This is a genomic window from Novosphingobium sp. BAM6, assembly GCF_057784955.1.
Map to the genome: position 1 here is coordinate 1,469,093 of NZ_JBYNTR010000001.1, position 24,741 is coordinate 1,493,833.

23 protein-coding genes are annotated in these 24,741 nt (G+C 66.5%); 13 read left to right on the plus strand and 10 right to left on the minus strand.

Going from position 1 to position 24,741, the window contains the following annotated elements:
- The first annotated feature begins 349 nt into the window (after positions 1-349).
- A complete protein-coding gene (locus AC3EC3_RS06780; RefSeq protein WP_488488842.1) occupies positions 350-1,585 on the plus strand; it encodes an MFS transporter in 1,236 nt (411 codons plus the stop codon).
- 78 nt (positions 1,586-1,663) lie between these two features.
- Here the strand turns inward: AC3EC3_RS06780 and paoC are convergent, their stop codons facing one another.
- The 4 genes from paoC to putA all read right to left on the minus strand — a co-directional run bounded on the left by paoC (position 1,664) and on the right by putA (position 9,282).
- Positions 1,664-3,859, minus strand: coding sequence for an aldehyde oxidoreductase molybdenum-binding subunit PaoC (gene paoC / locus AC3EC3_RS06785; protein ID WP_488488843.1), 2,196 nt, complete (start codon positions 3,857-3,859; stop codon positions 1,664-1,666).
- A complete protein-coding gene (locus tag AC3EC3_RS06790) occupies positions 3,856-4,821 on the minus strand; it encodes an FAD binding domain-containing protein (RefSeq protein WP_488488844.1) in 966 nt (321 codons plus the stop codon). The genes paoC and AC3EC3_RS06790 overlap by 4 nt, the downstream gene beginning before the upstream one ends.
- Positions 4,818-5,477 carry an aldehyde dehydrogenase iron-sulfur subunit PaoA gene (gene paoA, locus AC3EC3_RS06795; RefSeq protein ID WP_488489221.1) on the minus strand — a complete coding sequence of 220 codons (660 nt, stop codon included), beginning with the start codon at positions 5,475-5,477 and terminating at the stop codon, positions 4,818-4,820. The genes AC3EC3_RS06790 and paoA overlap by 4 nt, the downstream gene beginning before the upstream one ends.
- 187 nt (positions 5,478-5,664) lie before the next feature.
- On the minus strand, positions 5,665-9,282 hold the full coding sequence (gene putA / locus AC3EC3_RS06800; protein ID WP_488488845.1) for a trifunctional transcriptional regulator/proline dehydrogenase/L-glutamate gamma-semialdehyde dehydrogenase: 3,618 nt from the start codon (positions 9,280-9,282) through the stop codon (positions 5,665-5,667).
- 100 nt (positions 9,283-9,382) lie between these two features.
- Here putA and AC3EC3_RS06805 point away from each other — a divergent pair, with 100 nt between their 5' ends.
- From AC3EC3_RS06805 to AC3EC3_RS06825, 5 genes are all read left to right on the plus strand, one after another.
- Positions 9,383-9,853, plus strand: coding sequence for an Lrp/AsnC family transcriptional regulator (locus AC3EC3_RS06805; RefSeq protein WP_488488846.1), 471 nt, complete (start codon positions 9,383-9,385; stop codon positions 9,851-9,853).
- Between the two features lie 334 nt (positions 9,854-10,187).
- Positions 10,188-11,501, plus strand: a complete 1,314-nt coding sequence (purB, locus tag AC3EC3_RS06810; RefSeq protein WP_488488847.1) for an adenylosuccinate lyase — start codon at positions 10,188-10,190, stop codon at positions 11,499-11,501.
- Positions 11,502-11,671: 170 nt separating this feature from the next.
- Complete coding sequence (locus AC3EC3_RS06815; protein WP_488488848.1) at positions 11,672-12,055, plus strand: LapA family protein; 384 nt, start codon at positions 11,672-11,674, stop codon at positions 12,053-12,055.
- Positions 12,052-12,741 carry an orotidine-5'-phosphate decarboxylase gene (gene pyrF / locus AC3EC3_RS06820; RefSeq protein WP_488488849.1) on the plus strand — a complete coding sequence of 230 codons (690 nt, stop codon included), beginning with the start codon at positions 12,052-12,054 and terminating at the stop codon, positions 12,739-12,741. The genes AC3EC3_RS06815 and pyrF overlap by 4 nt, the downstream gene beginning before the upstream one ends.
- 162 nt (positions 12,742-12,903) lie before the next feature.
- Positions 12,904-13,680, plus strand: coding sequence for an SIMPL domain-containing protein (locus AC3EC3_RS06825; protein ID WP_488488850.1), 777 nt, complete (start codon positions 12,904-12,906; stop codon positions 13,678-13,680).
- A gap of 78 nt (positions 13,681-13,758) precedes the next feature.
- Here AC3EC3_RS06825 and AC3EC3_RS06830 read toward each other — a convergent pair whose 3' ends face one another.
- The gene (locus AC3EC3_RS06830; protein ID WP_488488851.1) at positions 13,759-14,235 is read right to left on the minus strand and encodes a DUF4019 domain-containing protein; all 477 of its coding nucleotides are present in this window, start codon (positions 14,233-14,235) and stop codon (positions 13,759-13,761) included.
- A 77-nt stretch (positions 14,236-14,312) separates the two neighbouring features.
- Here AC3EC3_RS06830 and AC3EC3_RS06835 point away from each other — a divergent pair, with 77 nt between their 5' ends.
- Positions 14,313-14,957: a phosphoribosylanthranilate isomerase gene (locus AC3EC3_RS06835; protein ID WP_488488852.1), complete on the plus strand. Its 645-nt coding sequence runs from the start codon at positions 14,313-14,315 to the stop codon at positions 14,955-14,957.
- 130 nt (positions 14,958-15,087) lie between these two features.
- Here AC3EC3_RS06835 and AC3EC3_RS06840 read toward each other — a convergent pair whose 3' ends face one another.
- Complete coding sequence (locus AC3EC3_RS06840; RefSeq protein ID WP_488488853.1) at positions 15,088-15,558, minus strand: outer membrane protein; 471 nt, start codon at positions 15,556-15,558, stop codon at positions 15,088-15,090.
- A gap of 253 nt (positions 15,559-15,811) precedes the next feature.
- Between AC3EC3_RS06840 and trpB the strand changes: the two genes are divergently transcribed.
- From trpB to AC3EC3_RS06860, 4 genes are read left to right on the plus strand one after another with little or no spacing between them, the layout of a single operon-like run.
- Positions 15,812-17,053 (plus strand): tryptophan synthase subunit beta, encoded by a 1,242-nt coding sequence (gene trpB / locus AC3EC3_RS06845; protein ID WP_488488854.1) that lies wholly within the window; start codon positions 15,812-15,814, stop codon positions 17,051-17,053.
- Position 17,054: 1 nt separating this feature from the next.
- Complete coding sequence (locus AC3EC3_RS06850) at positions 17,055-17,264, plus strand: hypothetical protein (RefSeq protein WP_488488855.1); 210 nt, start codon at positions 17,055-17,057, stop codon at positions 17,262-17,264.
- 24 nt (positions 17,265-17,288) lie between these two features.
- The gene (gene trpA, locus AC3EC3_RS06855) at positions 17,289-18,074 is read left to right on the plus strand and encodes a tryptophan synthase subunit alpha (RefSeq protein ID WP_488488856.1); all 786 of its coding nucleotides are present in this window, start codon (positions 17,289-17,291) and stop codon (positions 18,072-18,074) included.
- A gap of 10 nt (positions 18,075-18,084) precedes the next feature.
- Positions 18,085-19,380 (plus strand): bifunctional folylpolyglutamate synthase/dihydrofolate synthase, encoded by a 1,296-nt coding sequence (locus tag AC3EC3_RS06860; protein WP_488488857.1) that lies wholly within the window; start codon positions 18,085-18,087, stop codon positions 19,378-19,380.
- 12 nt (positions 19,381-19,392) lie between these two features.
- Here AC3EC3_RS06860 and AC3EC3_RS06865 read toward each other — a convergent pair whose 3' ends face one another.
- The 3 genes from AC3EC3_RS06865 to AC3EC3_RS06875 form a co-directional block, all read right to left on the minus strand.
- On the minus strand, positions 19,393-19,866 hold the full coding sequence (locus tag AC3EC3_RS06865) for a hypothetical protein (protein ID WP_488488858.1): 474 nt from the start codon (positions 19,864-19,866) through the stop codon (positions 19,393-19,395).
- A 6-nt stretch (positions 19,867-19,872) separates the two neighbouring features.
- Entirely contained in the window at positions 19,873-20,067 is a 195-nt protein-coding gene (locus AC3EC3_RS06870; protein WP_488488859.1) for a hypothetical protein, read from the minus strand.
- A 116-nt stretch (positions 20,068-20,183) separates the two neighbouring features.
- Positions 20,184-21,866 (minus strand): AmpG family muropeptide MFS transporter, encoded by a 1,683-nt coding sequence (locus AC3EC3_RS06875; protein WP_488488860.1) that lies wholly within the window; start codon positions 21,864-21,866, stop codon positions 20,184-20,186.
- Positions 21,867-21,971: 105 nt separating this feature from the next.
- Between AC3EC3_RS06875 and AC3EC3_RS06880 the strand changes: the two genes are divergently transcribed.
- Together AC3EC3_RS06880 and rsmD are read left to right on the plus strand one after the other, a co-directional pair.
- Entirely contained in the window at positions 21,972-23,705 is a 1,734-nt protein-coding gene (locus AC3EC3_RS06880) for a pseudouridine synthase (RefSeq protein WP_488488861.1), read from the plus strand.
- Between the two features lie 53 nt (positions 23,706-23,758).
- The gene (gene rsmD / locus AC3EC3_RS06885) at positions 23,759-24,328 is read left to right on the plus strand and encodes a 16S rRNA (guanine(966)-N(2))-methyltransferase RsmD (protein ID WP_488489222.1); all 570 of its coding nucleotides are present in this window, start codon (positions 23,759-23,761) and stop codon (positions 24,326-24,328) included.
- Between the two features lie 63 nt (positions 24,329-24,391).
- Here the strand turns inward: rsmD and AC3EC3_RS06890 are convergent, their stop codons facing one another.
- On the minus strand, positions 24,392-24,706 hold the full coding sequence (locus AC3EC3_RS06890) for a hypothetical protein (RefSeq protein WP_488488862.1): 315 nt from the start codon (positions 24,704-24,706) through the stop codon (positions 24,392-24,394).
- Positions 24,707-24,741: the final 35 nt, after the last annotated feature.

A 24,741-nucleotide genomic window follows, 5' to 3' on the forward strand; every position in this document is an offset into this window, starting at 1 on the left:
ACCGGGCGGCGGCTTTATCAGGCTTTCAGAGTCCGTTTGAAAATTCGCGAAATGCGAATTTTGCGGCACCGGCCCTCTCCCCCACCCTGCCACCCGCAGGATACTACCGTTGGGTGGCAGGGTGGGGGAGAGGGCTGGCGCCGCCTCAAAAATGCCATTGCAGGCATTTTTCAAACGGACTCTCACAAGGCGCGGCGTGACGGGATCTTGCTGCGCCTCGTGACCTTTGCGGCTTGCATCGCATTGCAGATGCCGCATCGCAACATGCATTAAACGCACGCAAGAGCGTCTTAGAACGCACGCCATCGTCCGTTACAATGCCGGGTACACCCCAACAATCGAGTTTGTCATGAGCGTTTCCCGCGCGCCGCAGGACCATGCGGTTCATCCCCTGCTTGTCACCCTGGCGCTGGCCATGGGCGCCTTTGCGATCGGCACCACCGAATTCGCGGCGATGAGCCTCGTCCCCTTCTTCGCCTCCGACCTGCATCTGTCGGAAGCTGAAGCCGGCCATGCCATCAGCATGTATGCGCTGGGTGTGGTCGTCGGAGCCCCGACCATCGCCGTGCTCGCCGCCAAGCTGCCGCGCCGCCAGTTGCTGGTCGGCCTGATGGCGCTGTTCGCGGTCGGCAACGGCCTGTCGGCACTGGCGGGCAATTATCACGTGCTGCTGCTCTGCCGCTTCATCAGCGGTCTGCCGCACGGTGCCTACTTCGGCCTTGCCGCGCTGGTCGCCGCCTCGCTGGTGCCGCCCAACAAGCGCGCGCAGTCGGTCGCCAACGTGATGACGGGGCTCACCGTGGCGACGATCATCGGCGTGCCGATGGCGAACTGGCTGGGGCAGGCGCTCGGCTGGCGCTGGGGCTTCGGTGTGGTGGCCGTGCTGGCGGTGATCTCGATGACGCTCGTCGCGATGTTCGCCCCGCGTGCGCCCGCCGATCCGGAAGCCAGCCCCTTGCGCGAGCTTGGCGCGCTGCGCCGCCCGCAGGTGGTGCTGACGCTGCTGACCGAGGCGGTCGGCTTCGGCGGTCTCTTCGCGGTCTACACCTACGTCGCTTCGACCATCATCGACGTGACCAAGGCAGGCGATGCCGCCGTGCCGCTGGTCCTTGCCGTGTTCGGCGTGGGCATGACGGCGGGCAATTTCGCCTGGGCCTGGCTGGCCGACCGCGCGCTCAACAAGGCGGCGATCCTCTCGTTCCTGTGGCTGGCCGGATCGCTGGCGCTGTTCCCGCTGGCTGCGCACAACATCTGGGCGCTGAGCGGCGCGATCCTGCTGATCGGCTTCGGCGGCGGCCTTGGCACCGTGATGCAGACGCGCCTGATGGACGTCGCCGGTGACGCGCAGGCGCTTGCTGCCGCCGCGCACCACAGCGCCTTCAATACCGCCAACGCACTCGGTCCGTGGCTCGGCGGCCTGGCGATCACGGCGGGCTACGGCCTGACTTCGGCAGGCTGGATCGGCGTCGTGCTCTCGCTCGCAGGCCTTGCCCTGTTCCTGCTGACGCTCAGCCTGCACAATCGCGAACAGGGGCGCGAACGGGGGCGCGAACAGGCCCGCTACACCCCCGCCCCTGCGGAATAAGCGGGCGTATCCAGACATGAAAAGGGCGGGGCGCCATCCGATGCCCCGCCCTTTTTGCTGTCCGTCATCCGAAACGGCTCACACCGGCTGCGGCAACCTGTCCAACAGCTTGTCGAGCGTCACCGGGTATTCGCGCACCCGCACGCCGGTTGCGTTGTAGACCGCGTTGGCAATCGCCGCCGCCACCCCGCACAGCCCCAGTTCACCCACGCCCTTGGCCTTCATCGGCGATACCTTGTCATCCGGGGTGTCGAGGAAGACCACCTCCTGATGCGGAATATCGAGGTGTACCGGCACTTCGTATCCGGCCAGATCGTGGTTCACGAAGTGGCCGAAGCGGGTATCGACGGCGAGTTCCTCCATCAGCGCGCCGCCCACCCCCATCGTCATCGCCCCGATCATCTGGCTGCGCGCGGTCTTGGGGTTGAGGATACGCCCTGCATCGCAGACCGCCAGCATGCGCCGCACGCGGATCTCGCCCGTCCAGGCATCGACCGAAACCTCGACAAAGTGCGCGCCGAACGTCGCCTGCACATAGTCCTTGGCGATCTGGCCCCACTGCATGGTGTCCTCGGCCACCATCGCGCCGGCATCGGACAGCGCGAAACTGCGGTTGCCCGCCGTGACCTGCCCCTTGGCGAAAGTCGCCTCGGCGGGATCGAGGCCCAGCTTCGCACAGACCTGCTCGCGCAGCTTCACACAGGCCGCGTAGAGACCGGAGGTGGAGCTGTTCGCACCCCACTGCCCACCCGAGCCTGCCGATGCGGGGAAACTGGAATCGCCAAGGCTGACGGTGACAGCGCTCATCGGCAGCCCCAGCATCTCGGCGGCCGTCTGCGCGAGGATCGTGTAACTGCCGGTGCCGATGTCGGTCATGTCGGTTTCGACCGTGGCATGGCCCTTGCCATCCAGCTTCACCCGCGCCGCAGAGGTCATGTTGATATTGCCGCGATAGGCCGCCGCGACACCCATGCCGATCAGCAGATCGCCCTCGCGCCGGGCCCCTGCCTTGCCGCGCTTGTCCCAGCCGAAGCGCTCCGCCCCCTGCTGGAGGCACGCCACCAGATGGCGCTGGCTGAACGCTTTCGACGGATTTTCGGGCGAGACCTGCGTATCGTTGCGGATGCGCAGTTTGACCGGGCACATGCCAAGCCCTTCCGCCAGTTCGTCCATCGCCACTTCGAGCGCCATCAGCCCGGTCGCCTCACCGGGCGCGCGCATCGCATTGCCCTCGGGCCAGTCGACCACCGCCTGCCGCGTCTTCGTCAGACGGTTGGCCCCCGCATAGAGGAACTGCGTCTGGTTGGTGGAACTGTCGTCGCTGCCGTCGGCCATATTGGCGTAGACGTTCTCGTGCGCGATGGCAGTGATCATACCGTCATGCTCTGCACCCAGGCGCAAGCGCTGGATCGTCGCCGGACGATGCGTGGTATTGTTGAACATCAGCGGGCGCTGGAGCACGACCTTGACCGGGCACTTCGCCGCCCTCGCGCCCAGCGCGGCCATGACCATGTCGGTCCGCAGGAACAGCTTTCCACCGAACCCGCCGCCGATATAGGGCGACATGATCCGCACGTTCTCGGGCGCGATCTTCAGCGTTTCGGCCACAGATTTCCGCCCCCAGGCGATCATCTGGTTGGACGTCCACGCGGTCAGCGTCTCTCCCTCCCACCAGGCGATGGAGGCGTGAGGCTCCATCATCGCATGGGCCTCGGGCGGCGTTGCGTACGTCTGATCGACCTTGACCGGCGCAGCGGCGAAGGCGGCATCGAAGTCTCCGAAACTGGAGCCCGCCTGTTCTGCGCCCTGCCCCGGCGGCAGCGCCGGATCGCGGCTGGCAACCGCCAGATCGAACCGGCCTGCCTCGGGCGCATAGTCCGGGCGCAGCAGAGCCGCCGCCGCAGTCGCTTCCTCGAACGTGCGGGCGACCACCAGCGCGATCGCCTGATGGTAGTGGACGATCTCCGGCCCGCCCAGCAAGGGCGCGGTGTTCATCCCGGACAGGCCAAGCGGCCCGGCATTGGCCGCCGTCACGACGGCCAGCACGCCGGGCGCGCGCTCGGCAGCGCTGGTATCGAGGAACTTGAGCCGTCCCCTGGCAATCCCTGCGCCCAGAATCACGCCATAGGCGGGATTGGCCGGAATCTCGCGATGCTCGTAAGCATAAGGCGCGTGGCCCGTGGTCTTGAGCGGGCCGTCGATACGATCGTGCGCCTTGCCGACCACTTCCAGACGGTCGATCGGGTTGGCACCTGCCGGTGTCTCGAACTTCATGCGCTCTTCTCCGCCAGCCTGGCTTCGGCCAGAACCGAGCCGATGGTCCGTTCGGCCAGCGTCACCTTGAAGGCATTGTCGGCTCTCGCTTTCGCGCCTGCCATCAGCACATCGGAAACGGCCTTCGCGCCGTTTCGAAGTTGTGCGTCCGCCTCGCTTCTGCGCCACGGTTTGGGCGCGACACCGCCAAGAGCGATATGCCCGGTGCCGTCCTCGTGCAGCACCGCCGCGACCGAGACCAGCGCGAAAGCATAGGACGAACGATCACGCACCTTGCGGTAGAAATGCGCCCCTCCCGGTGCCTTGGGCAGCGTGACGGCGGTGATCAGCTCGCCCTTCTCCAGCGCCGTTTCGATGTGCGGCGTATCCCCCGGCAGGCGGTGAAAATCGGCGATGGGGATCGTCCGTGCCGAGCCATCGGCCTTGACCGTTTCCACCACCGCATCGAGCGCGCGCATGGCCACTGCCATGTCGCTGGGGTGCGTGGCGATGCAGGCATCGGAAGTGCCGATCACGCCAAGCTGCCGGGAATAGCCGCCGATAGCGCCACAGCCGGAGCCCGGCTTGCGCTTGTTGCAGGGCATGTTGGGATCGTAGAAATAAGGGCAGCGCGTGCGCTGGAGCAGATTGCCCGCCGTCGTAGCCTTATTGCGCAGCTGTCCCGAGGCGCCTGCCACCAGTGCGCGGGTCAGCACCCCATAATCGCGCCGCACCGTCTCGTGCGCGGCAAGATCGGTGTTGCGCACCAGCGCGCCGATCCGCAGGCCGCCATCCTTCGTCGGCTCGATACTGTCGAAACCCAGCCCGTTCACGTCGATGAGATGCGAGGGCGCTTCGATCTCCAGCTTCATCAGATCGAGAAGGTTGGTTCCCCCGGCGATGAACTTCGCACCGGGCGTGGCTGCCGCCTTCGCAGCGGCGTCTTTCGCCGAATGCGCGCGCTCGTAGGTGAACGGCTTCATGCCTGCGCCTCCACAGCGACTTCGAGCCCGGCGACTTCCAGCATGGCTTCTGAAATGTTGGAATAGGCCCCGCAACGACAGATGTTGCCGCTCATCCGCTCGCGCATCTCCAGCGCGGTCAGCGGCGATGCCTTTGCCACATCCACCGTGACATGGCTGGGCACGCCTGCCTCGATTTCCCTGAGCACCGACACGGCCGAGCAGATCTGGCCCGGCGTGCAATAGCCACACTGGAAGCCGTCATGCTTCACGAAAGCGGCCTGCATCGGGTGCAGGTTGTCCGGCGAGCCGAGGCCTTCGATGGTCGTGACGTGATCGCCTTCGTGCATCACCGCCAGCGTCAGGCAGGAATTGATCCGCCGCCCGTTGACGATCACCGTGCAGGCACCGCACTGGCCATGATCGCACCCCTTCTTGGTGCCGGTCAGGTGAAGATGCTCGCGCAAGGCATCGAGCAACGTGGTGCGCGGATCGAGCGAGAGCGTCTGCTTGTGCTCGTTCACCGTCAGCGACACGTCCATACGGAGCGTTTCGGCGGCAGGCGCCGGGCTTGTCGCCGCGACAGGGCCGATCGCGCCGGCAACGGCAGCGCCGGCGGCAGTGGTCTTGAGCATGGTGCGCCTCGATAGGGCCGGCGGTTGCCAGTCGTGGGTCATGGTTGCTCTCGTCATGGTTGGAACCGGTGGTCCGGCCTTTTGTGGGAGCAGTGTACCCGGCGACAACGCAGGCCACGTCCCGATCGTTCCGCCATTTATGAAGCGAACGACCTTGAGAGCGCAAGCATTTCCCGTCCGGGAGGGCGATTTCGCTCCATCCCGGACCCTATCGTTATTTTAGCTATATTCAGCCGAGCATCATTAGACTGGCGTTTCCACCTGCTGCCGTCGTGTTGATCGAGGTCGATACTTCCTCGACAAGCCCCGCCATCGGCCAGACACCGCACAGATCGCGCGGCGCACAATGCACAGGGACGATAGCCCCTGCCCACTCCGCCACCGTCAGAGCGACGGCACGGGCATCCTCGCGGCCACTTTCCACGAGCGCGGCAGCAATAGCGTCACCGGTATCGGGACGCAGGCGATCGAGCACCACGACTGGCAGACCTTCGGGCAGCGTAACGCCCTCAGTCCGCGCGGTATTGCCCGTCGCCAGCACGGCCGCGATCAGCGCCAGCAGACCCTCGCGCGTGGAAGCACGCGCCAGAATCCGCCCGCGCGGATGGATCGCATAAAGGTTACGCTCGCCCACCGGCCCCGCCAGTTCGACCTCGAAGCCCAGCGGCGACTGCGCGGCAATCGCGCGGGCGGCGGCCAGTGCGGACGTCTCACCCTGTGCTTCCAGCCAGCCGAGGTAAGCCGCGAACGCCTCGTCCTGCCGGCCCGTCGCGGGGAGCACCGTAGGCGCCTCGCTCACCAGACGGCCAAGATAGAGCGGCCCGCCCGCCTTGGGGCCAGTGCCCGAAAGCCCGCGCCCGCCGAACGGCTGCACGCCGACGATAGCGCCGATGACGTTGCGGTTGATATAGAGGTTGCCCGCCTTCACCCGCGCGCTCACGTCTGCCACGGTGCCGTCGAGGCGGGTGTGCAGGCCAAAGGTCAGGCCATAACCGGTCGCATTGATGGCGCCGATCAGGGCATCCAGCTCCTTGCGCTTCCAGCGCACGACATGCAGCACCGGGCCGAAGACCTCGCGGCCCAGCTGGTCGATCGAGCCGATCTCGATGATCGTCGGCGCCACGAACGTACCCGCCTCGCAAGCCTCGGGCAGCGCGACCTGCTCGACCGCGCAGCCCTTCGTCCGCATCGCGGCGACATGCGCCTCGATATTCGCCCTGGCTTCCGCCGTGATGACCGGGCCGATGTCGTTCGACAGGCATTCGGTATTGCCGATGGCCAGCTCCGCCAGCGCGCCCTTCAGCATCGTCAGCGTGCGATCGGCCACGTCCTCCTGAAGGCACAGCACGCGCAGTGCCGAACAGCGCTGCCCCGCGCTGTCGAAAGCCGAGGCGATGACGTCGGCCACCACCTGCTCGGCCAGCGCGGAACTGTCGACGATCATGGCGTTCTGGCCGCCGGTCTCGGCGATCAGCGGGATCGGCTTGCCCGCGCTCGACAGGCGATCCGCCAGCTGGCGCTGGATCAGGCGCGCGACTTCGGTGGAACCAGTGAACATCACCGCCGCCACCTCGGGCGCGGCGACCAGCGCGGCGCCCACCGAGCCGTCACCCGGCACCAGTTGCAGCGCATCGGCCGGAACGCCCGCCCCATGGAGCAGACGCACCGCCTCAGCGGCGATCAGCGGCGTTTCCTCGGCGGGCTTGGCGAGCACCGGGTTCCCGGCGACGAGCGCTGCCGCCACCTGCCCTGCGAAGATCGCCAGCGGGAAGTTCCACGGGCTGATGCACACCACCGGCCCCAGCGGCAGCTGCGCCGCGCCCAGACGGATGCGCGACTGCTTGGCGTAATAGCGCAGGAAGTCGATCGCCTCGCGCACTTCGGCAATCGCGTTGGGTGCGGACTTGCCCGCCTCGCGCATGACGAGGCCCATCAGTTCGCCGATCTGCGCCTGCATGGCATCTGCGGCGGCATCGAGCATCGCCGCGCGGCGTTCGATCGGCACCTGCCCCCAATCGCTGGCAGCAGCGCGAGTAACCGCCGCGGCGGCGTATTCGACGCTGGCCTCGATCACTTGGCCCACTACATCGCTGTGATCGGCGGGATTGAGCACCGGACGCGCCGAACCTTCGCCGCCCTCTGCCGCCGCACGCCATTCGCGTTGCGCCGACGCCACCAGCGCCTGCGAAAGCGCCGCCAGCGCCGTCTCGTCCGACAGGTCGATCCCCGCCGAGTTCAGGCGGCCTTCGTAGAGCCCAGACGCCAGCGCGATGCCGTCATGGCGGGCGCCCGGCTGCGGCATCGCGCGCACCACGTCCACCGGATCGGCGACGAGATCGGCAATCGCCACTGCCGGATCGGCAATGCGATTCACGAACGAGGAGTTCGCGCCGTTCTCCAGCAGGCGGCGGACCAGATAGGCCAGCAGCGTCTCATGCGTGCCGACCGGCGCATAGATGCGGCACGGACGGTCGAGGTTGTCCTTGCCCACGACTTCGGAATAGAGCGCCTCACCCATGCCGTGCAGGCACTGGAATTCGTAACGCCCCGTCGCGAAATCGGGGCCTGCAAGCTCATAGATCGTCGCCAGCGTCTGCGCGTTGTGCGTCGCGAACTGCGGGAACACCGCATCGGGCGCGGCCAGCAGCTTCTTCGCACAGGCCACGTAAGCGACATCGGTATGGACCTTGCGGGTATAGACCGGGAAATCGGCCAGCCCGTCCACCTGCGCACGCTTGATCTCGGCATCCCAGTAGGCGCCCTTCACCAGACGCACCATCATCCGGCGGCCCGAGCGGCGCGCCAGATCGACGATCCAGTCGATCACGAAGGGGCAGCGCTTGCCGTAGCCCTGCACCACGAAGCCAAGACCGTCCCAGCCCGCCAGCTGCGGATCGAGCGCCAGCGCTTCCAGCAGGTCGAGCGACAGCTCCAGCCGGTCCGCTTCCTCGGCGTCGATGTTCAGGCCGATGTCATAGCTTTTGGCGATCAGCGCCAGACGGCGCACGCTGTCCAGCAGTTCGTCCATGACGCGGGCGCTCTGCGCGCGGACATAACGCGGGTGCAGCGCCGAGAGCTTGATCGAGATGCCGGGGCCTTCATAGACACCCTTGCCATTGGAAGCCTTGCCGATGGCATGGATCGCCACTTCGTAGTCACGATAATAGCGCACCGCGTCCGCCGCCGTGGTCGCCGCCTCGCCCAGCATATCGTAGCTGTAACGGAAACCCTTGGCCTCCAGTTCGCGGGCGCGCTTCACCGCCTCGTCGATGGTCTCGCCGGTGACGAACTGTTCGCCCATCATGCGCATGGCAAGGTCCACGCCCTTGCGGATCACCGGCTCACCGGCGCGTGCGACCAGACGGGTCAGCGCGGCGGACAGCCCCTTGTCATCCACCGAGCCGACCAGCTTGCCGGTGACGACAAGGCCCCATGTCGCGGCATTGACGAACAGCGACTTGCCGCCGCCCAGATGCCCGCTCCAGTCACCGTCCGAGATCTTGTCGCGGATCAGCGCATCGCGCGTGGCGTTGTCGGGGATACGCAGCAGCGCTTCGGCGAGGCACATCAGCGCCACGCCTTCCTGGCTGGAGAGCGAATACTCCTGCACCAGCCCTTCGACGCCGGTGCCCCCCTTCTTGCCGCGCTTGGCCCGCAGCCGCGTGACGAGCGAGGCGGCGGTTTCCGCGACGCGCGCCTTCGTGTCCGCATCCAGCGTCGCCGCATCGAGCAGCGGTGCAAGGCACTCGGCCTCGTCGCGGCGATAGGCAGCGGTGATCGCTGCCCGCAGCGGCGTGGCGGGTGCAATGGCGGGCGCGAAAGCGGCGAAGGGTGCGGGCTTGGTCATGGCCGCGATAATAGCGAGAGGCCTTTCGGCAATCTGCACCGATTATCGCGGACTGACAGGCCAAATTGACTTATTTACCGTCCTGTTTTAGCCATAATGCATGGCAAAACCCGTCACTCCGGTCGAACTGGATATCCTCGATCGCAAGATCGTCGCTGCGCTGCGCGAAGATGGCCGCATGAGCGTGACCGAACTTGCGCGGCAGGTCGGCATGTCGAAAACGCCCTGTCAGGTGCGGTTGAAACGCCTGCTCGATTCCGGCGTGATCCAGGGCTTTCGCGCAGTGGTGGACCCGGCTCGCCTCGGCATCGCGCAGATCGCCTTCGTCGAGGTCAAGCTGTCCGACACCCGCGAGGCCGCGCTGGGCGAGTTCAACAAGGCCGTGCGCCGCATTCCCGAAGTGGAGGAATGCCACATGCTCGCCAGCGCCTTCGACTACCTGCTGAAAGTCCGCACCGCCAGCATCCACCGCTACCGCGAAGTGCTGGGCGAAAAGATCTCAACCCTCCCCCACGTCGCCAGCACCTCGACACTGGTGGCGATGGAGACGGTGAAGGATCTGGTGCGCTAGAGCATTTTCCAATCAGGTGGAATCGCCCGATGACTCGGAAAATGCGACAAACCAAAGAGCTTGAGCAGTCGATCTGGTGCAGCAGATCGACTGCTCCGACTTTAATCTTTCACCATTTTCGAGCACGGCCATCACGGCGCCTGCACCGCAAAATCTCCCAGTCACCTGTAAACGCGGCAGGATCCTCCTCGACCCTGGCCCATAGCGCCTCGCTGCGTCAGGCCCGTTCGCGTGTCGTCGCCGCGCGATTCTCAAGGGCTGCCGACCCTTGCCCCTTGCCTTTCGGCCTCCCTGCCCGTAGCGGCTCCTCGCGTTCGCCACAGGAGATACGTTCATGGTCCCACGCTATTCCCGCTCCGCGATGACCGCGATCTGGGAGCCCGAAGCCCGCTACCGCATCTGGTTCGAGATCGAGGCTCACGCCGCCGTCAAGATGGGCGAGATGGGCACCGTGCCTGCCTCTGCCGGCAAGGCCCTGTGGGACTGGTGGGCGACCAACCCCACCATCGACGTCGCCGCGATCGACGCGATCGAGGCTGTCACCAAGCATGACGTCATCGCCTTCCTTGATTGGGTAGCGCAGCAGGTCGGCCCCGAGGCGCGCTTCATGCATCAGGGCATGACCAGCTCGGACGTGCTCGACACCACGCTGAACGTGCAGCTGGTCAAGGCCGCCGACATCCTGCTGGCCGATCTCGACGCGCTACTCGCCGCGATCAAGCGCCGCGCCGAGGAACACAAGTACACCCCCACCATCGGCCGCAGCCACGGTATCCACGCCGAGCCGGTAACGTTCGGCCTCAAGCTTGCCGAAGCCTACGCCGAGTTCAGCCGCTGCAAGAAGCGCCTGATCGCCGCGCGCGAAGAAGTCGCCACCTGTGCGATCTCGGGCGCCGTGGGCACCTTCGCCAACACCGACCCGGTAGTCGAGCTGTATGTCGCCGAGAAGCTCGGCCTCGAAATCGAGCCGGTTTCCACGCAGGTCATCCCGCGTGACCGCCACGCGATGTTCTTCGCCGTGCTGGGCGTCATCGCCAGCTCGATCGAGCGCCTCGCCATCGAGGTCCGCCACCTCCAGCGCACCGAGGTTCTGGAAGCCGAGGAATACTTCTCGCCCGGCCAGAAGGGCTCGTCGGCGATGCCGCACAAGCGCAACCCGGTGCTGACCGAGAACCTCACCGGCCTTGCCCGCGTGGTCCGCTCCTCCGTCACCCCGGCGATGGAGAACGTGGCGCTGTGGCACGAGCGCGATATCTCGCACTCCTCGGTCGAGCGCTTCATCGGTCCCGATGCGACGATCACCCTCGACTTCGCGCTGGCGCGCCTGACCGGCGTGATCGACAAGCTGCTGATCTACCCCGAGCGCATGCAGAAGAACCTCGACCGCATGGGCGGCCTCGTCCACTCGCAGCGCGTGCTGCTGGCGCTGACGCAGGCAGGCCTTTCGCGCGACCAGTCGTACCGTCTGGTCCAGCGCAACGCGATGAAGGTGTGGGAATCGGACGGCCAGCTCTCGCTGCTCGAACTGCTCAAGGCCGACGAGGAAGTGACTGCGGCTCTCAGCACGCAGGAGATCGAGGACAAGTTCAACCTCGATTATCACTTCAAGCACGTCGACACGATCTTCGCGCGCGTCTTCGCCGACTGATCGCTTCTGTCCTGTCGCCGGAGGGCTTCTCTCTGCACTGGAGGGAACCGCCCCCGGCGCCGGGCTTTTCACACCGCTCAATCGCGCCTAGCATAAGGCCCGTAGCGTAACGGGTCGCAGGCTTACGCCGCACAGGCTAATGCCAAACGGCACCAAGGGCAGGAGAAACCATGCAGATCATCCGCACCATCGCCTGGATCGTGCTGACCATCATTCTGGTGGCTTTCGTCGCCATGAACTGGACCAAGGTGGTCATCAATCTCTGGCCGCTGGGGAACGGCTACGTCAACGTCGTCTCGCGGATGGGCTATTTCATCATCCTGTTCGTCGCCGTGGGGTTCGTGCCCATGTGGCTGTACTATCGCGGGATGAAGTGGAAGCTGACCCGCCGCATCGCCAGCCTCGAAAACACCGTGCGCGCGCTGACCCCCTCCGAGGCGGTCGCCGCTGCGCCGGTCCCCGCGTCCTCACTTGCAGCCGAGCCCGCGCCCCTCACCACCCCTGCCGAGCCGATTGCGCCCGGCTTCGAAACCCGACCGGACACCCAGCCATGAGCAACAACCCCGTCTATCTCGCCCTCGACCTGCCGCGCCTCGATGCGGCCGAGGCGCTGGCGCGCAAGGTTGCCGGCCATGTCGGCGGGATCAAGCTGGGCATGGAGTTCTTCTACGCCCACGGCCATCACGGCGTGCATGAGATCCACAAGCTGGGCCTGCCGATCTTCCTTGACCTCAAGCTGCACGACATTCCCAACACCGTCGCCTCGGCGATGCAGTCGATCCACGTGCTGGAGCCTGCGATCGTCACCGTCCATGCCGCTGGCGGACGCGCGATGATGGAAGATGCCAAGGCAGCGGCGGGAGACAACTGCAAGGTCGTGGCCGTCACCGTGCTGACCAGCCTCGACGCCAACGACCTGACCGCCACCGGCATCTCGTGCGCGGCCACCGATCAGGCGCTGCGCCTTGCCGAACTGGCGCAATCGGCGGGGCTCGACGGCATCGTCTGTTCGGGCCATGAGGTCGGTGCGGTGCATCGCCAGTGGAAGGACGGCTATCACGTCGTCCCCGGCCTGCGCCCCGCCCTTCCCGGCACCAACGCCAGCCTGGGCGATCAGAAGCGCACGATGACCCCGCGCGAGGCGCGCGATGCCGGAGCCAGCGTGCTGGTCATCGGTCGCCCGATCAGCCGCGCCGAAGACCCCCTCGCCGCCGCCCGCGCGATCGAGGCGACGCTTTAGAGATTTACCGAAAGGGCGGCTCGATGGGGCGCCCTTTCCACATCCCCTTCCTAAACTGAACCTGAGCCACGATCACGGTTCAGCCCGTCGCAACCTCCTCTCGGCCAGATCGTTGGCTCCGGTATGGAAGAGATATCCAAGAGAGAGGATGGAGTGCGACCCATGAATCTATCGACCACAGCCCGTTTCAAGACACTTGCGCTGGCGAGCGCCGGGCTGCTGGCGGCGGCCCTGCCCTTCGCCGCGCATGCGCAAAGCGCGACCGATGGCACCGCCATCGCCGCCGGGCACACCATGCTCACCATCAATGCCGAAGGATCGAGCACGCGCACGCCCGACATGGCGAGCTTCTCGTCCGGCGTGACCACGCAAGGCAAGACCGCTTCGGAAGCGCTCAGCGCCAATGCCCGCAAGATGTCGCAGGTGATCGCGGCGCTCAAGCGGGCCGGTGTTGCCGACCGCGACGTGCAGACCAGTAACCTCAACCTCAGCCCGGTCTACTCGCAGCCCGCCCGTAATGCCGATGGCAGCTATCAGGCGAACGAGCGGACCATCGTGGGCTACGAGGCGACCAATACCGTCTCGGTGCGCCAGCGTGACCTTGCCGCGATGGGCAAGGTGATCGACGCGCTGGTCACGGCGGGCGCGAACCAGATCGACGGCCCCAACTTCCAGCTGTCCGAGCCCGACGCGGCGCAGGACGAGGCTCGTCTGGACGCGATGAAGGCGGCGGCGGCGCGCGCCAAGCTCTATGCCGGCGCGGCGGGGCTGCATGTCGTGCGGGTGATCTCGATTGCCGAAAGCGGTGGTGGCAGCCCGGTGGCGCCGATGATGTTCGTGCGCAAGGCGGCGATGGACGCCGCACCCTCGACACCGGTAGTGGCGGGCGAGCTGGAAACCCGCGTCAACGTGACCGTGCAGTACGAACTCGCCCCGTGATCCGGGCCTGACATGACCGAAAAAGGGCGCGCTTCGGATAACCCGAGGCGCGCCCTTTTTCATGTCTTACGACGCCCCTCAGTTCAGCATCATATCCTGCGATTCGATGCCGTAACTGGCCAGCACCAACTTGTCCTGACCGCCCTTTCCACCCTGTTCGGGCGAATCGCTCTTTGCCCCATCAACCTTCGCGAACACGAACTGCTCGGTGCCGGTGCCCTTCGCGAACGTCGTCTGCATCGTTACCGTCACGGTCGAACCGCCGGTGCCCGCATTCACGTTCCAGCCGACCTGCTTCGTGCTCTTCACCGCGCCGAGCTTGGTATGAACCGCCGTCAGCAGCTTGCCGAAGGCCGCCTCGCTGGTGCCGGAGTGCAGTTTAGGGCCACCTCCCGCCCAGATCGCCTGCCACTGCCCGGCATCGAGCTGGCGATGGAACTGCGCCACTTCGGCGTCGGCGCTGGCGATCGACTGTTTGACGTTGCAACCGCTCAGTGTTGCGCCAGCCATTGCGAGCGCCGTAATCGGCAGTACATAGCGCGCCAGACGGTTCATGAGCCGTATCCCTTTTCCTCGACCGGTCGGCAGGCTCGCGCCCGCCTCGTACCGGTCATAGCCGGGACGCCCGTGTGATGCCTACTGCCGCGATCAAGATCTGTGGAATTCGCGAGGGCGCCGCGCTCGATGCCGCGATTCGCGCAAGGGCAGACCATGCAGGCTTCGTGTTCTTCCCCAAGAGCCCGCGCCATGTGACCCCCGCCGAGGCGGCCGCCCTCTCTGCCCGTGCAGAAGGCCGGATCAACCGCGTCGGCCTGTTCGTCGATGCCAGCGACGAGGCGATTGCCGAAGCGCTCACCGCCGCGCGGCTGGATGCCCTGCAACTCCATGGCAGCGAAACGCCCGAGCGCGCGGGTCAGTTGCGTGCCCGCTTCGGCGTGCCGGTATGGAAGGCGCTGAGCGTTGCAGGCCCCGAAGACGTCGCGCGCGCCGCCGCCTATGCCAGCGCGGTCGATCTGGTGCTGTTCGATGCCAAGACGCCCAAGGGCACGCTGCCGGGTGGCATGGGTCTCAGCTTCGACTGGAGCCTCGTCGCCCACTGGAAGGGCCCGGTCGCCTGGGGCCTTGCCGGTGGCCTTGCACCGGAAAACGTCGCCGAAGCGATCCGCCTGACCGGTACGCCGCTGGTGGATACCTCCTCCGGCGTCGAAAGCGCACCGGGCGTGAAGGACGAAAGCAGGATCGCGGCCTTCTGCCATGCGGTACGCAGCGCGGGGTGAGGTTGGTCCGGGGCGGGTGTGAGCTTGTCTTCGGTCTTGCCAGAGCCCCCAACGCAAAAGGGGCAGCCCTTGCAGGCCGCCCCTTCAGCCTGAGAACCTCGAAAGGCTCTCAGGTACTCGGTTCCGAAGATCAGAACTTGACGCCAACGCCAACCAGGCCGACGTCTGCGTCGGGGGTGTTGTCGCCGATCAGCAGGTGCTGGTACTCAACCTTGCCGTAGTAGCGGTTGGTGAAGTTCTGCTGCCAGCCGGCGCCCACGGCAACCGCGCTGTTGCAGTACTTGCAGTTCTTCGACTGCCACTCGCTCATTGCGTAGAGCTTGCTCTGCGGCAGAACCTTGAAACCGATGCGGCCGCCGGCGCCCCACGAAACGCGGTTGTTGCTGGCAAGAACCTTGGTCGCGGTGCCTTCGACGCCGATGAACGCGCCGGTGTTGCCGAGGTCGTAGTCGTAGCCGGCTTCGACACCTGCGGTCGCGTCGCTGTTGTGCGCGTCCCAGATCACGCCGGTGGTGGCGCCGATGCGGGCTTCGTCAGCGAAAGCGGGGGTGGCGGCGGCAACCGCTGCAACGGCAGCGAGCGAAACGAGTGCAATACGCATGGTGTAACTCCTGAGAATTATTGTTTTTCCCCCCGGCCCTCACCGGGGAAGGGCCCGTTGCTCCCCCTCACCTTTCGCGAAAATGAACAGACTTTTCGGATAATGCCTCGAACCGTCACAAAACTGCCGCTTACGGACACTATGTTGTCATGTCCTTCACCGCAGTTGCGCTTTGCGCACTTGAAAGAGACTGGACCGCCCCCACCGCGTGAAGGCGCTGGACTTGCCCGCGATGCTCTGCCAATCGCCCTTCATGACCGCGCAAACGCCTGTGAACAGTTTCCGCAACCAGCCTGACGAGCATGGCCACTTCGGCCAGTTCGGCGGGCGTTACGTCGCCGAAACGCTGATGCCGCTGATCCTCGATCTGGAGAAGGAATACCGCAAGGCACAGGCGGACCCGGCGTTCTGGGCCGAGTTCGACGCGCTGATGAAGGACTTCGTCGGCCGCCCCAGCCCGCTCTATTTCGCGCCGCGCATGACCGAGCACTTCCGCGCGCTCGCGCCTGCCGGGAAAGGTCCGAAGATCTACTTCAAGCGCGAAGAGCTGAATCATACCGGCGCGCACAAGATCAACAACTGCATCGGCCAGATCCTGCTCGCCATCCGCATGGGCAAGAAGAAGATCATCGCCGAGACCGGCGCGGGTCAGCACGGCGTCGCCACCGCCACGGTCGCGGCGCGCTTCGGCCTGCCCTGCAAGATCTTCATGGGCGCCAAGGATATCGAGCGCCAGAAGCCCAACGTCTTCCGCATGAAGCTGCTGGGCGCCGAAGTGATCAGCTGCGAAAGCGGCTCGCAATCGCTCAAGGACTCGATGAACGACGCTCTGCGCTACTGGGTCGCGAACGTGCATGACACGTTCTACATCATCGGCACGGCCGCAGGCCCGCACCCCTATCCGGAACTGGTCCGCGATTTCCAGTCGATCATCGGCAAGGAAACGCGTGAGCAGATGATGGCAAAGGAAGGCCGTCTGCCCGACATGCTGGTGGCCCCGGTCGGCGGCGGCTCGAACGCGATCGGGCTGTTCCATCCCTTCCTCGACGATCCCGACGTGCAGATGACCGGCATCGAGGCGGGCGGCCACGGCGTCGATACCGACAAGCACGCCGCCTCGCTGACCGGCGGCAAGCCCGGTATCCTTCACGGCAACAAGACCTACCTGTTGCAGGACGAGGACGGCCAGATCACCGAGGCGCACTCGATCTCGGCAGGCCTCGACTATCCGGGCCTTGGCCCCGAGCACTCGTGGCTGCACGAATCGGGCAGGGTGAACTACGTGCCGATCAACGACGATCAGGCGCTGGAAGCGTTCCAGCTGTGCTGCGAGCTGGAGGGGATCATCCCCGCGCTCGAAAGCGCCCACGCCCTCGCCGCGCTGCCCCAGCTGACGGCGCAGATGGACGAGGACAAGCTACTCGTCGTCAACCTCTCGGGCCGCGGCGACAAGGACATCTTCACCGTCGCGCAAGCGCTGGGCGTGGAGCTTTAAGATGAAGCGGGCGCTGGCCAAGCTGTTAGCAGGGGTCGCCGCCTTTCTCGCCATCTACTGGGCCTTCATCTGGCCCATGAAACTCTTTCTCCCACATTTCGCACACGAATGGAGCGGTGCGATCTGCGGCGGAATAGGCGCGCTCCTTTCCAACTATGGCGGACGCTTCTTCGACCGCCGCTGGCCAAAATCCAAAGCCGGATGGTCTTAAATGACCGCACAGGAACGATTTGAAATGACCCGCTTCGAAACCGCATTCGCCAAGGGCCCCGCGCTCGTCTGCTTCATCACCGCAGGTGACGGCGATACCGCCGCCAACCTCGACGCGCTGGTCACAGGCGGGGCCGACGTGATCGAGCTGGGCATGCCCTTCACCGATCCGATGGCCGATGGCCCCGCGATCCAGGAAGCGAACATCCGCAGCCTCGACAAGGGCACGAAGACCGCCGACGTCTTCCGCATGGCGAGCGAGTTCCGCACGCGTCACCCGCAGGTGCCGCTGGTGCTGATGGGCTATGCCAACACGATGATCGCGCGCGGGCCTGACTGGTTCGCCGCCGAATGTGCCAAGGCCGGGGTAGACGGCGTGATCTGCGTCGACATTCCCGCCGAGGAAGACGCCGAGATCGGCCCGGCACTGCGCGGCGCGGACATTGCCCCGATCCGGCTGGCGACACCCACCACCGATGCCGCCCGCCTGCCCAGCGTGCTCGAAGGCTCGGCCGGGTTCCTCTACTACGTTTCGGTCGCAGGCATCACCGGCATGCAGCAGGCCGCGCAAAGCTCGATCGAGGACGCGGTGACGCGCATCAAGGCGAGCACCTCGCTACCGGTCGCGGTGGGCTTTGGCGTGCGCACGCCGGAGCAGGCGGCCGCCATTGCAAAGGTAGCGGACGGCGTGGTCGTCGGTTCGGCCTTCATCGATCTGGTGAAGCAGCATGGCGACAACGCCCCCACCGCGCTTCGCGAGCTGACCGCCGCGCTTTCCGACGCGGTTCACACCGCGCGCGAAACCGCCTGAGGATCGCCCTTTGCGCGATTTCGCGGTCTCGGACAGCCCCGAGGTTCAGGCCCAGCTTGACCGGCTGGGCGCGCTCAGCCTGCCGCAGGGACGCTTCGGGCTGGAGACAATCCACGAACTGCTGGAACGCCTCGGCGATCCGCACAAGCGCCTGCCCCCGGTATTCCATGTCGCGGGCACCAACGGCAAGGGATCGACCTGCACCTACCTGCGGTACATGCTGGAGGCCCAAGGGCTGAAGGTCCATTCGGCCACCAAGCCGCATCTGGTGCGCTACAACGAGCGTATCCGGCTGGCCGGAGAGCTGGTGTCCGACGCGATGCTGGCCGATCTGCTGGCCGAAGTGCTGGACGCAGGCGAAGACCTGTCGCCCAGCTTCTTCGAAGTGACGACGGCGGCGATCTTCCTTGCTTTCGCGCGCGTGCCTGCCGATGCCTGCGTGATCGAAGTCGGCCTCGGCGGACGCCTCGATGCGACCAACGTGATCGACAATGCCGCCGCGCTCGGCATCGTCACGCTCGGCATCGATCATGAGGCCTTCCTGCTGCGCCCCGAGCCCGGCGTGCCGCAAGAGCCCTTGGCGCGCATCGCGTTCGAGAAGGCGGGCATCGTGCGCGGCCCCTCACCGCTCTGCACCCTGTCCTACCCCGAGGCCGCACGGCTGGAAATCGAACGCGCTGCCCTGAACGCGGGCGCGCCGCTGCACATGCGCGGCACCGACTGGGACGCCAGCGTCACCGAGGTCATCGACTATTCGGATCGCTTCGGCGCGCTCACCCTGCCGCTGCCCGGCCTGCCGGGACTTCATCAGGCCGAGAACGCCGCGCTTGCCGTCGCCATGCTGCGCCATCAGGACCGCGTGACCGTCTCGCCCGAGGCCATGGCGCAAGGCATCCGCGCCGCACGCTGGCCTGCCCGGTTGCAGCACCTTTCCGCAGGACCGCTCGTGGCCCACGCGGGCGCTCGCGAGGTCTGGCTGGACGGCGGGCACAACCCCGATGCGGGACTTGCCATCGCCCGCCACTTTGCAGGCCAACGCCTGCACCTTGTGATCGGCATGCTGGCGAACAAGGATCCGCGTGCGCTCACCGAACCGCTGGAGGCGAGCCTGGCGAGCCTCAGCGCCGTGCCGGTCCCCGGTCATGACATGCACGAGGCGCGCGCTTTCGGTCCCGAAGCGATAGCCGCGCCCAGCGTGGAAGCCGCGCTTGCGGCCCTTCCCGATGACGGCCTGCCGGTGCTGATCGCAGGCTCGCTCTACCTTTCGGGCGAAGTCCTGCGCGCCAACGACGAGATACCGGACTAACGCGACGCGCCGTCAGGTCTCCAGCCTGCCGAACGGCAACAGCTTGAGCGCCAGCGCCGCAGCGGCCTTGCCATCGCCTGCCCGCAAGCTGGGCAGTATCGTCTGCGCGGCGCGCTTCATCACCGAATCGAGGGGATCGGAGACCTGTGCCGCTGCGGCGATCTCCGCCAGACGGCGGGCTTTCGCCACGGTCTTGGGATCGCTGCGGATCTGCAGCAGCGCAGCGATGCCCGGATAGAACGCCTCGTTGCCGCCAAGCTCGACCGCGCGCGTCATCGCCGCCAGCCCCTCGTCCCGGCGCGCGCCGAGCGCGGCGCGGGCCAGAAGGCCGCCAAGCTGGTCCACCGCGCCCAGATGCCACGCCGCGATCGCCATCAGCACGTCGGGATTGCGCGGGTCTTGCGCCAGCAGAGCCTTGAACGCGACGAGCGAGGCCATCACTTCGGAGCGGCTGCGCAGCAGCTTGCCGCGATAGCCGATGGCCACGGCGCGCTAGAGAGCGGACTCGCGATCTGTGGGATGCACAGCAAGCGCCCGGTCGGCATTGGCCGTCGCCTGCGCGATCAGCTGGAGTGCCCTGGCCTTGTCGTTCGTACCAAACGCCGCCGTCGTCAGCAGATCGCGCGAGGCCTGCGCAGCGACCGGCGCAGGCTCTGCCGCCAAAACGGCGCAAGCTGCAAGCGCCATGCAGGCTCGGGCATTTTCGTATCCGTAATTCACCCGCATCGATCATGTCCCCTCGAAGCCAGCCTACAGGCTGAGATCAGGGACACAACCGCCGAACCGGCAGCGGGTTGCGCGCCTTAAAGCCTCGCCAGCCGTCGCGCCGCCCGTGCCAAACGCCACCACTCCAGCGCGCACAGCACGATGGCAAACCCGCCGATCCACGTCACGAAGACGAACATCGCATGATAACCCTGATCGGCGATCATCTGCCCCAGCGCGCCGCGCCCGAGCGTGCCCACCAGCATCGTCAGCGACGACAGCAGGGCGTACTGTACGGCGCTGTATCCCTTGGCAACGATCGAGGACAACCACGCCACATAGGCGGCAGACGCGATACCGGTCGCCAGATTCTCGATCCCGATAGTGATCATCAGATTGGCAAGACGCGGCTCTCCGCCGAACGCCTCGACCATGCGGGTCATGCCGGTCCACTGCGCCAGAATCGCCATATGCGCGCCGCCCGAGGCCAGATCGGCATAGAGCAGGTTGGTCAGCGCAGCGAGCACGGCGCCCAGCAGCAGCGTGGGCATACGCCCCAGCACCGTCAGCAGACCGCCTCCCAGCGCCAGCCCCAGCACTGTGGCGCCCACGCCGAAGAACTTCGAGGCGATCGCCACCTCATCGTTGCTGTACTTCAGATAGCCCAGATAGAAGGGATAGGCGAACGTGCCCCAGATCGCATCGCAGATGCGGTAGGTCAGCACCAGCGCCAGAATCAGCACCAGCGACCAGCCCAGACGCCCGACGAATTCCACCAGCGGCAACAACAGCGCCCGGTAGAGATGGTCGGCAATCGAGACATGCCCCGGCCCACCGGGAAGGTCCGCTTCCAGCACATGGCGTCCACGCTTGCGCTGGGCGACCAGCCATCCTGCAACAAGCGCGGGCAGCACAATCGTGGCGATCACGATCAGCGGGCCGCCGGTGGTGATGAAAGCGGTGGGATCGGGGCGCTCGCCGACCGGAGCCGTCATCGACTTGACCATGAACACGATCACCGCGACCAGCGCTGCGGCCCACAGCGCGCCCACCACCAGCAGCGCACGCAGGCGAACCACGGGATCAAGCTCGCCTGCGCGCCTCAGGTCGAGCATGGCGTCCTGCTCCTCGGCGGTCGGCCCGCTGGCCTCGGCATCGGGGGCGAACAGGCCTGCTATGCCGATCACCAGCAGTACGGCTCCCATCAGCAGATACGTTTCCGGCCAGCCGATCCGTGCCGCCAGAATGAGGCCCAGCGCGCCCCCGACGAGCGAGGCCATGCGGTAGCCCATCTGATAGATCGTCGAGAGCACGTCGATCGTCGCTTCCTCGTCGGCGATGTCGATGCGCCAGGCGTTGATGACGATATCCTGCGTCGCCGAGGCGAAGGCACCGATCGCGGCCAGCAGCGAGAACCAGCCGAGATCGGTCTTCGGATTGAGCACGCTCAGCGTCACAAGGATCGCACCCAGCAGCACTTGCGCCAGCACGATCCACTGCTTGCGCTTGCCCAGCTTGCGCAAGGCGGGAATGTCCATCCGGTCGAGCAGCGGCGACCACAGGAACTGGAAGGCATAGGCCAGACCGATAAGCGAAAAGACCCCCATCGTTTCCAGATCGACGCCCGCTTCGCTCAGCCAGGCATAGAGCGTACCCAGAAACAGCGCGAAAGGCAGGCCCGAGCCGAAGCCGAAGATAAGCATGAAGGCCGTCTTGCGGTTGGCCAGAGCCATCCCCAGCGAATGCCAGCCGCGTTTGCGTGCGGCGGGGGCTTCGGACATCTGCGCGATTCTCCATGGCTGCGTCGGTGCGAACGATCACGGTAAAGCCAATTGACGTCATGGGAAGGCTGGAAGCGAAGGCGATCAACAGGTATGGCGCAAGCCATGTCCAAACCACCCTATAAATCGAACGGCCCGAAGCGCCCCGGTGCGCCGCGTAATGGCAATGGCGCCCATGCCGGTACAAGTGCAGGCGCACGCGGAGCCGGTTCGCGCAGCGGCAGAGGCCGTGACGAGCGCGCCTCCGAAGGCCGTGACCGGGATAGCCGGGATCGTCAGGCCTCCTCACGCGGGCGCTCCGAGGATCGCCGCGACGCCCACCGGGACGAGCGCCGGGACGAGCGCCGCCTGGGCCGCGACGAGCGCGCGGCGCGGGATCGCAACGCGCGCGACGATGCGCGCAGCACCGAACGCCCTTCACGCGATGAGGGACGGGCCGGAAATCGCGGCCCACGCCGCAGCGAGCGCTCCGCTCCCGCAGACAAAGCCCCTGCCCGCTTCGGCGACCGGCGCCGCGCCCGCGAAGAGCAACAGCGCGGGGCACACCGCCGCGGCGATGAACGCCGGGGCAATCGCGCCGAGAACGAGGCCGGCAGCGGCGCGTCGCGCGGTGCTCCCATCCGCAGCGCCTCGATGGGCGGCGTTCACACGCGCAACGAACGCGCCCCTTACGGCGAGCGTCCCTATCGCGACGATCGTGGTCGCCCGGAACGCCCCTACTCCGAGCGCTCGCATTCGGACCGGCCAGCGCGTGCCCGTCCTTCCGGCGAAGGACGCTCGCAGGAGCGCATCCCGAACGAACAGGGGTCATCCGAACGTCCCTGGGCGGCGCATGCTGCCGGAGAGCGCGGCGGCTCGCGGACTCACGGCGCTGAACGCCGCGAAGGCGCGCGCCCTCCGCGCCGCGACGGTGACGCCCCCCGCCGGGACGGCAACCTTTCGCGTCCGAGCGCACCCTTGCGCGGAGCGGGTTCTGCCTATGCCAAGCCCTATCGCGACAATGACAAGCGCCCCTCGGTCCGTCCGGATCTGCGCACCGCGCCCCACAAGACCTCGCGCCCGACCGGCCCGACGCCCAAGAATCCGAACCTGCCCGAGCGCGAGGGCGAGCGCATCGCCAAGCTGCTCGCCCGCGCAGGCGTCGCCAGCCGTCGCGATGCCGAGCGTCTGATCGCCGAGGGCCGCGTCAAGCGCGGGGACGAGGTGATCGATGCGCCCTCGACCGTCCTCACCGACCTGACCGGCGTGACCGTCGACGATCAGCCGGTCGGCGCGCCCGAAGCGACGCGCCTGTTCGTGTTCCACAAGCCTGCGGGTCTGCTGACCGCCGAGCGCGATCCGATGGGCCGTCCGACGATCTACACCGCGCTGCGCAACGCCCTGCCCGAAGGCACCGGGCGCGTGATCCCGGTGGGTCGCCTCGATTACAACACCGAAGGTCTGCTGCTGCTGACCAACGACGGCGAGTTCAAGCGCCAGCTGGAGCTTCCCTCCAGCGCGGTGCCGCGCACCTATCGCGCCCGCGCCTTCGGCGACATCACCCAGCCCCAGCTCGAAGCGCTGATCGAGGGTATCGAGATCGACGGCGTTCACTACGGCAAGATCGACGCCAACATGGAGCGCCGCACTGGTCGCAACCAGTGGATCGAACTGACGCTGACCGAAGGCAAGAACCGCGAAGTGCGCCGCGTGCTGGAGCATCTGGGGCTGGAAGTCAGCCGCCTGCTGCGCACCGCCTACGGTCCCTTCGTACTGGCCGATCTGCCCAAGGGTCTGGCCTACGAAGTGCCGCCCGCCGCGCTGGAACGCTTCCGCAACTCGCTGGAGAGCGGCAAGTGAAGCCGTTAGCTCCGAAGGCGGCCAATTCGAAAGCAGGCGCAAAGAGCACCGGCCTGCGTATCGTTTCCGGGCAGTGGCGCGGGCGCAAGCTGGCCGCGCCCGAGGGCGAGGCGACTCGCCCGACGGCGGACCGCACGCGCGAGACGCTGTTCTCGATGCTCGCCAGCCGCCTCGGCTCGTTCGAGGACCTGAAAGTCGCAGACCTGTTCGCAGGCTCGGGCGCGCTGGGCCTCGAAGCGCTGTCGCGCGGGGCGGCACATTGCCTGTTCGTCGATCAGGACGCCGCCGCGATCCGCGCAATCCGCAGCAATATCGCCAACCTGAAAGCGCAAGGCATCAGCGATGTGCGCGCGTCCTCGGTGCTGGCGCTGGGGCCTGCGAAAGCGCCGCTCGACCTCGTGCTGCTCGACCCGCCCTATGACACCGGCGCGGGGCAGGTCGCGATCGACAAGCTGGCGCGGCTCGGCTGGATCGGCGAACAGACCTGGGTGAGCCTGGAAACCTCGGCCAAGGAAGCCGTCTCGATCCGGGGCTTCGAACTCGACGCCCAGCGCGATGTCGGCAAGGCGCGGCTGCACCTGCTGCGGCGGGTCGCTGCGGATGACAGCCCGGCAGAAGCCTGAAGGTCATACGAAAAGGGCGCCCCACGAGGAGCGCCCTTTTTCTTTGTCGGAAAAGCGAGCGCCTTATCCGCCCTGACCATCACCAGACGTCATGTCACTGGCAGGCTGGCCCGGCCAGTGATCGAGCGGCACGTTACCAAAGTGCAGCCCCGCCGAACGCGGGTTGATGCAGCCGTCCTGCACGTTCTTCGTACACACCGCGTAGTTCTGGCCATTGACCTGAACCTGCGTCGCGCGGCCATGGGCATCACGCTGTGTTACGGTAGGGCGCTGCGTTACGGTGGCGTGCTGCGAGTTCATCCCTTCCGCATAGGCAACGCCTGTGAACGAGATCGTTGCGGCGGCCAGCGCGAAGGCTGTGATTCGATTGAACTTCATCGTTGTCTCCGAGTTCTCTTCAACAACCCCTGTCT

Coding starts and splice junctions, on each gene's coding strand:
- pyrF (WP_488488849.1), top strand. CDS start 12,052: ATGAGCAACAACCCCGTCTATCTCGCCCTCGACCTGCCGCGCCTCGAT.
- AC3EC3_RS06830 (WP_488488851.1), bottom strand. CDS start 14,235: ATGAACCGTCTGGCGCGCTATGTACTGCCGATTACGGCGCTCGCAATG.
- paoA (WP_488489221.1), bottom strand. CDS start 5,477: ATGACCCACGACTGGCAACCGCCGGCCCTATCGAGGCGCACCATGCTC.
- trpB (WP_488488854.1), top strand. CDS start 15,812: ATGACCGCGCAAACGCCTGTGAACAGTTTCCGCAACCAGCCTGACGAG.
- AC3EC3_RS06790 (WP_488488844.1), bottom strand. CDS start 4,821: ATGAAGCCGTTCACCTACGAGCGCGCGCATTCGGCGAAAGACGCCGCT.
- AC3EC3_RS06870 (WP_488488859.1), bottom strand. CDS start 20,067: ATGGCGCTTGCAGCTTGCGCCGTTTTGGCGGCAGAGCCTGCGCCGGTC.
- purB (WP_488488847.1), top strand. CDS start 10,188: ATGGTCCCACGCTATTCCCGCTCCGCGATGACCGCGATCTGGGAGCCC.
- AC3EC3_RS06825 (WP_488488850.1), top strand. CDS start 12,904: ATGAATCTATCGACCACAGCCCGTTTCAAGACACTTGCGCTGGCGAGC.
- AC3EC3_RS06880 (WP_488488861.1), top strand. CDS start 21,972: ATGTCCAAACCACCCTATAAATCGAACGGCCCGAAGCGCCCCGGTGCG.
- AC3EC3_RS06780 (WP_488488842.1), top strand. CDS start 350: ATGAGCGTTTCCCGCGCGCCGCAGGACCATGCGGTTCATCCCCTGCTT.
- AC3EC3_RS06840 (WP_488488853.1), bottom strand. CDS start 15,558: ATGCGTATTGCACTCGTTTCGCTCGCTGCCGTTGCAGCGGTTGCCGCC.
- AC3EC3_RS06890 (WP_488488862.1), bottom strand. CDS start 24,706: ATGAAGTTCAATCGAATCACAGCCTTCGCGCTGGCCGCCGCAACGATC.
- putA (WP_488488845.1), bottom strand. CDS start 9,282: ATGACCAAGCCCGCACCCTTCGCCGCTTTCGCGCCCGCCATTGCACCC.
- AC3EC3_RS06815 (WP_488488848.1), top strand. CDS start 11,672: ATGCAGATCATCCGCACCATCGCCTGGATCGTGCTGACCATCATTCTG.
- AC3EC3_RS06805 (WP_488488846.1), top strand. CDS start 9,383: ATGGCAAAACCCGTCACTCCGGTCGAACTGGATATCCTCGATCGCAAG.
- AC3EC3_RS06875 (WP_488488860.1), bottom strand. CDS start 21,866: ATGTCCGAAGCCCCCGCCGCACGCAAACGCGGCTGGCATTCGCTGGGG.
- trpA (WP_488488856.1), top strand. CDS start 17,289: ATGACCCGCTTCGAAACCGCATTCGCCAAGGGCCCCGCGCTCGTCTGC.
- AC3EC3_RS06850 (WP_488488855.1), top strand. CDS start 17,055: ATGAAGCGGGCGCTGGCCAAGCTGTTAGCAGGGGTCGCCGCCTTTCTC.
- paoC (WP_488488843.1), bottom strand. CDS start 3,859: ATGAAGTTCGAGACACCGGCAGGTGCCAACCCGATCGACCGTCTGGAA.
- AC3EC3_RS06835 (WP_488488852.1), top strand. CDS start 14,313: ATGCCTACTGCCGCGATCAAGATCTGTGGAATTCGCGAGGGCGCCGCG.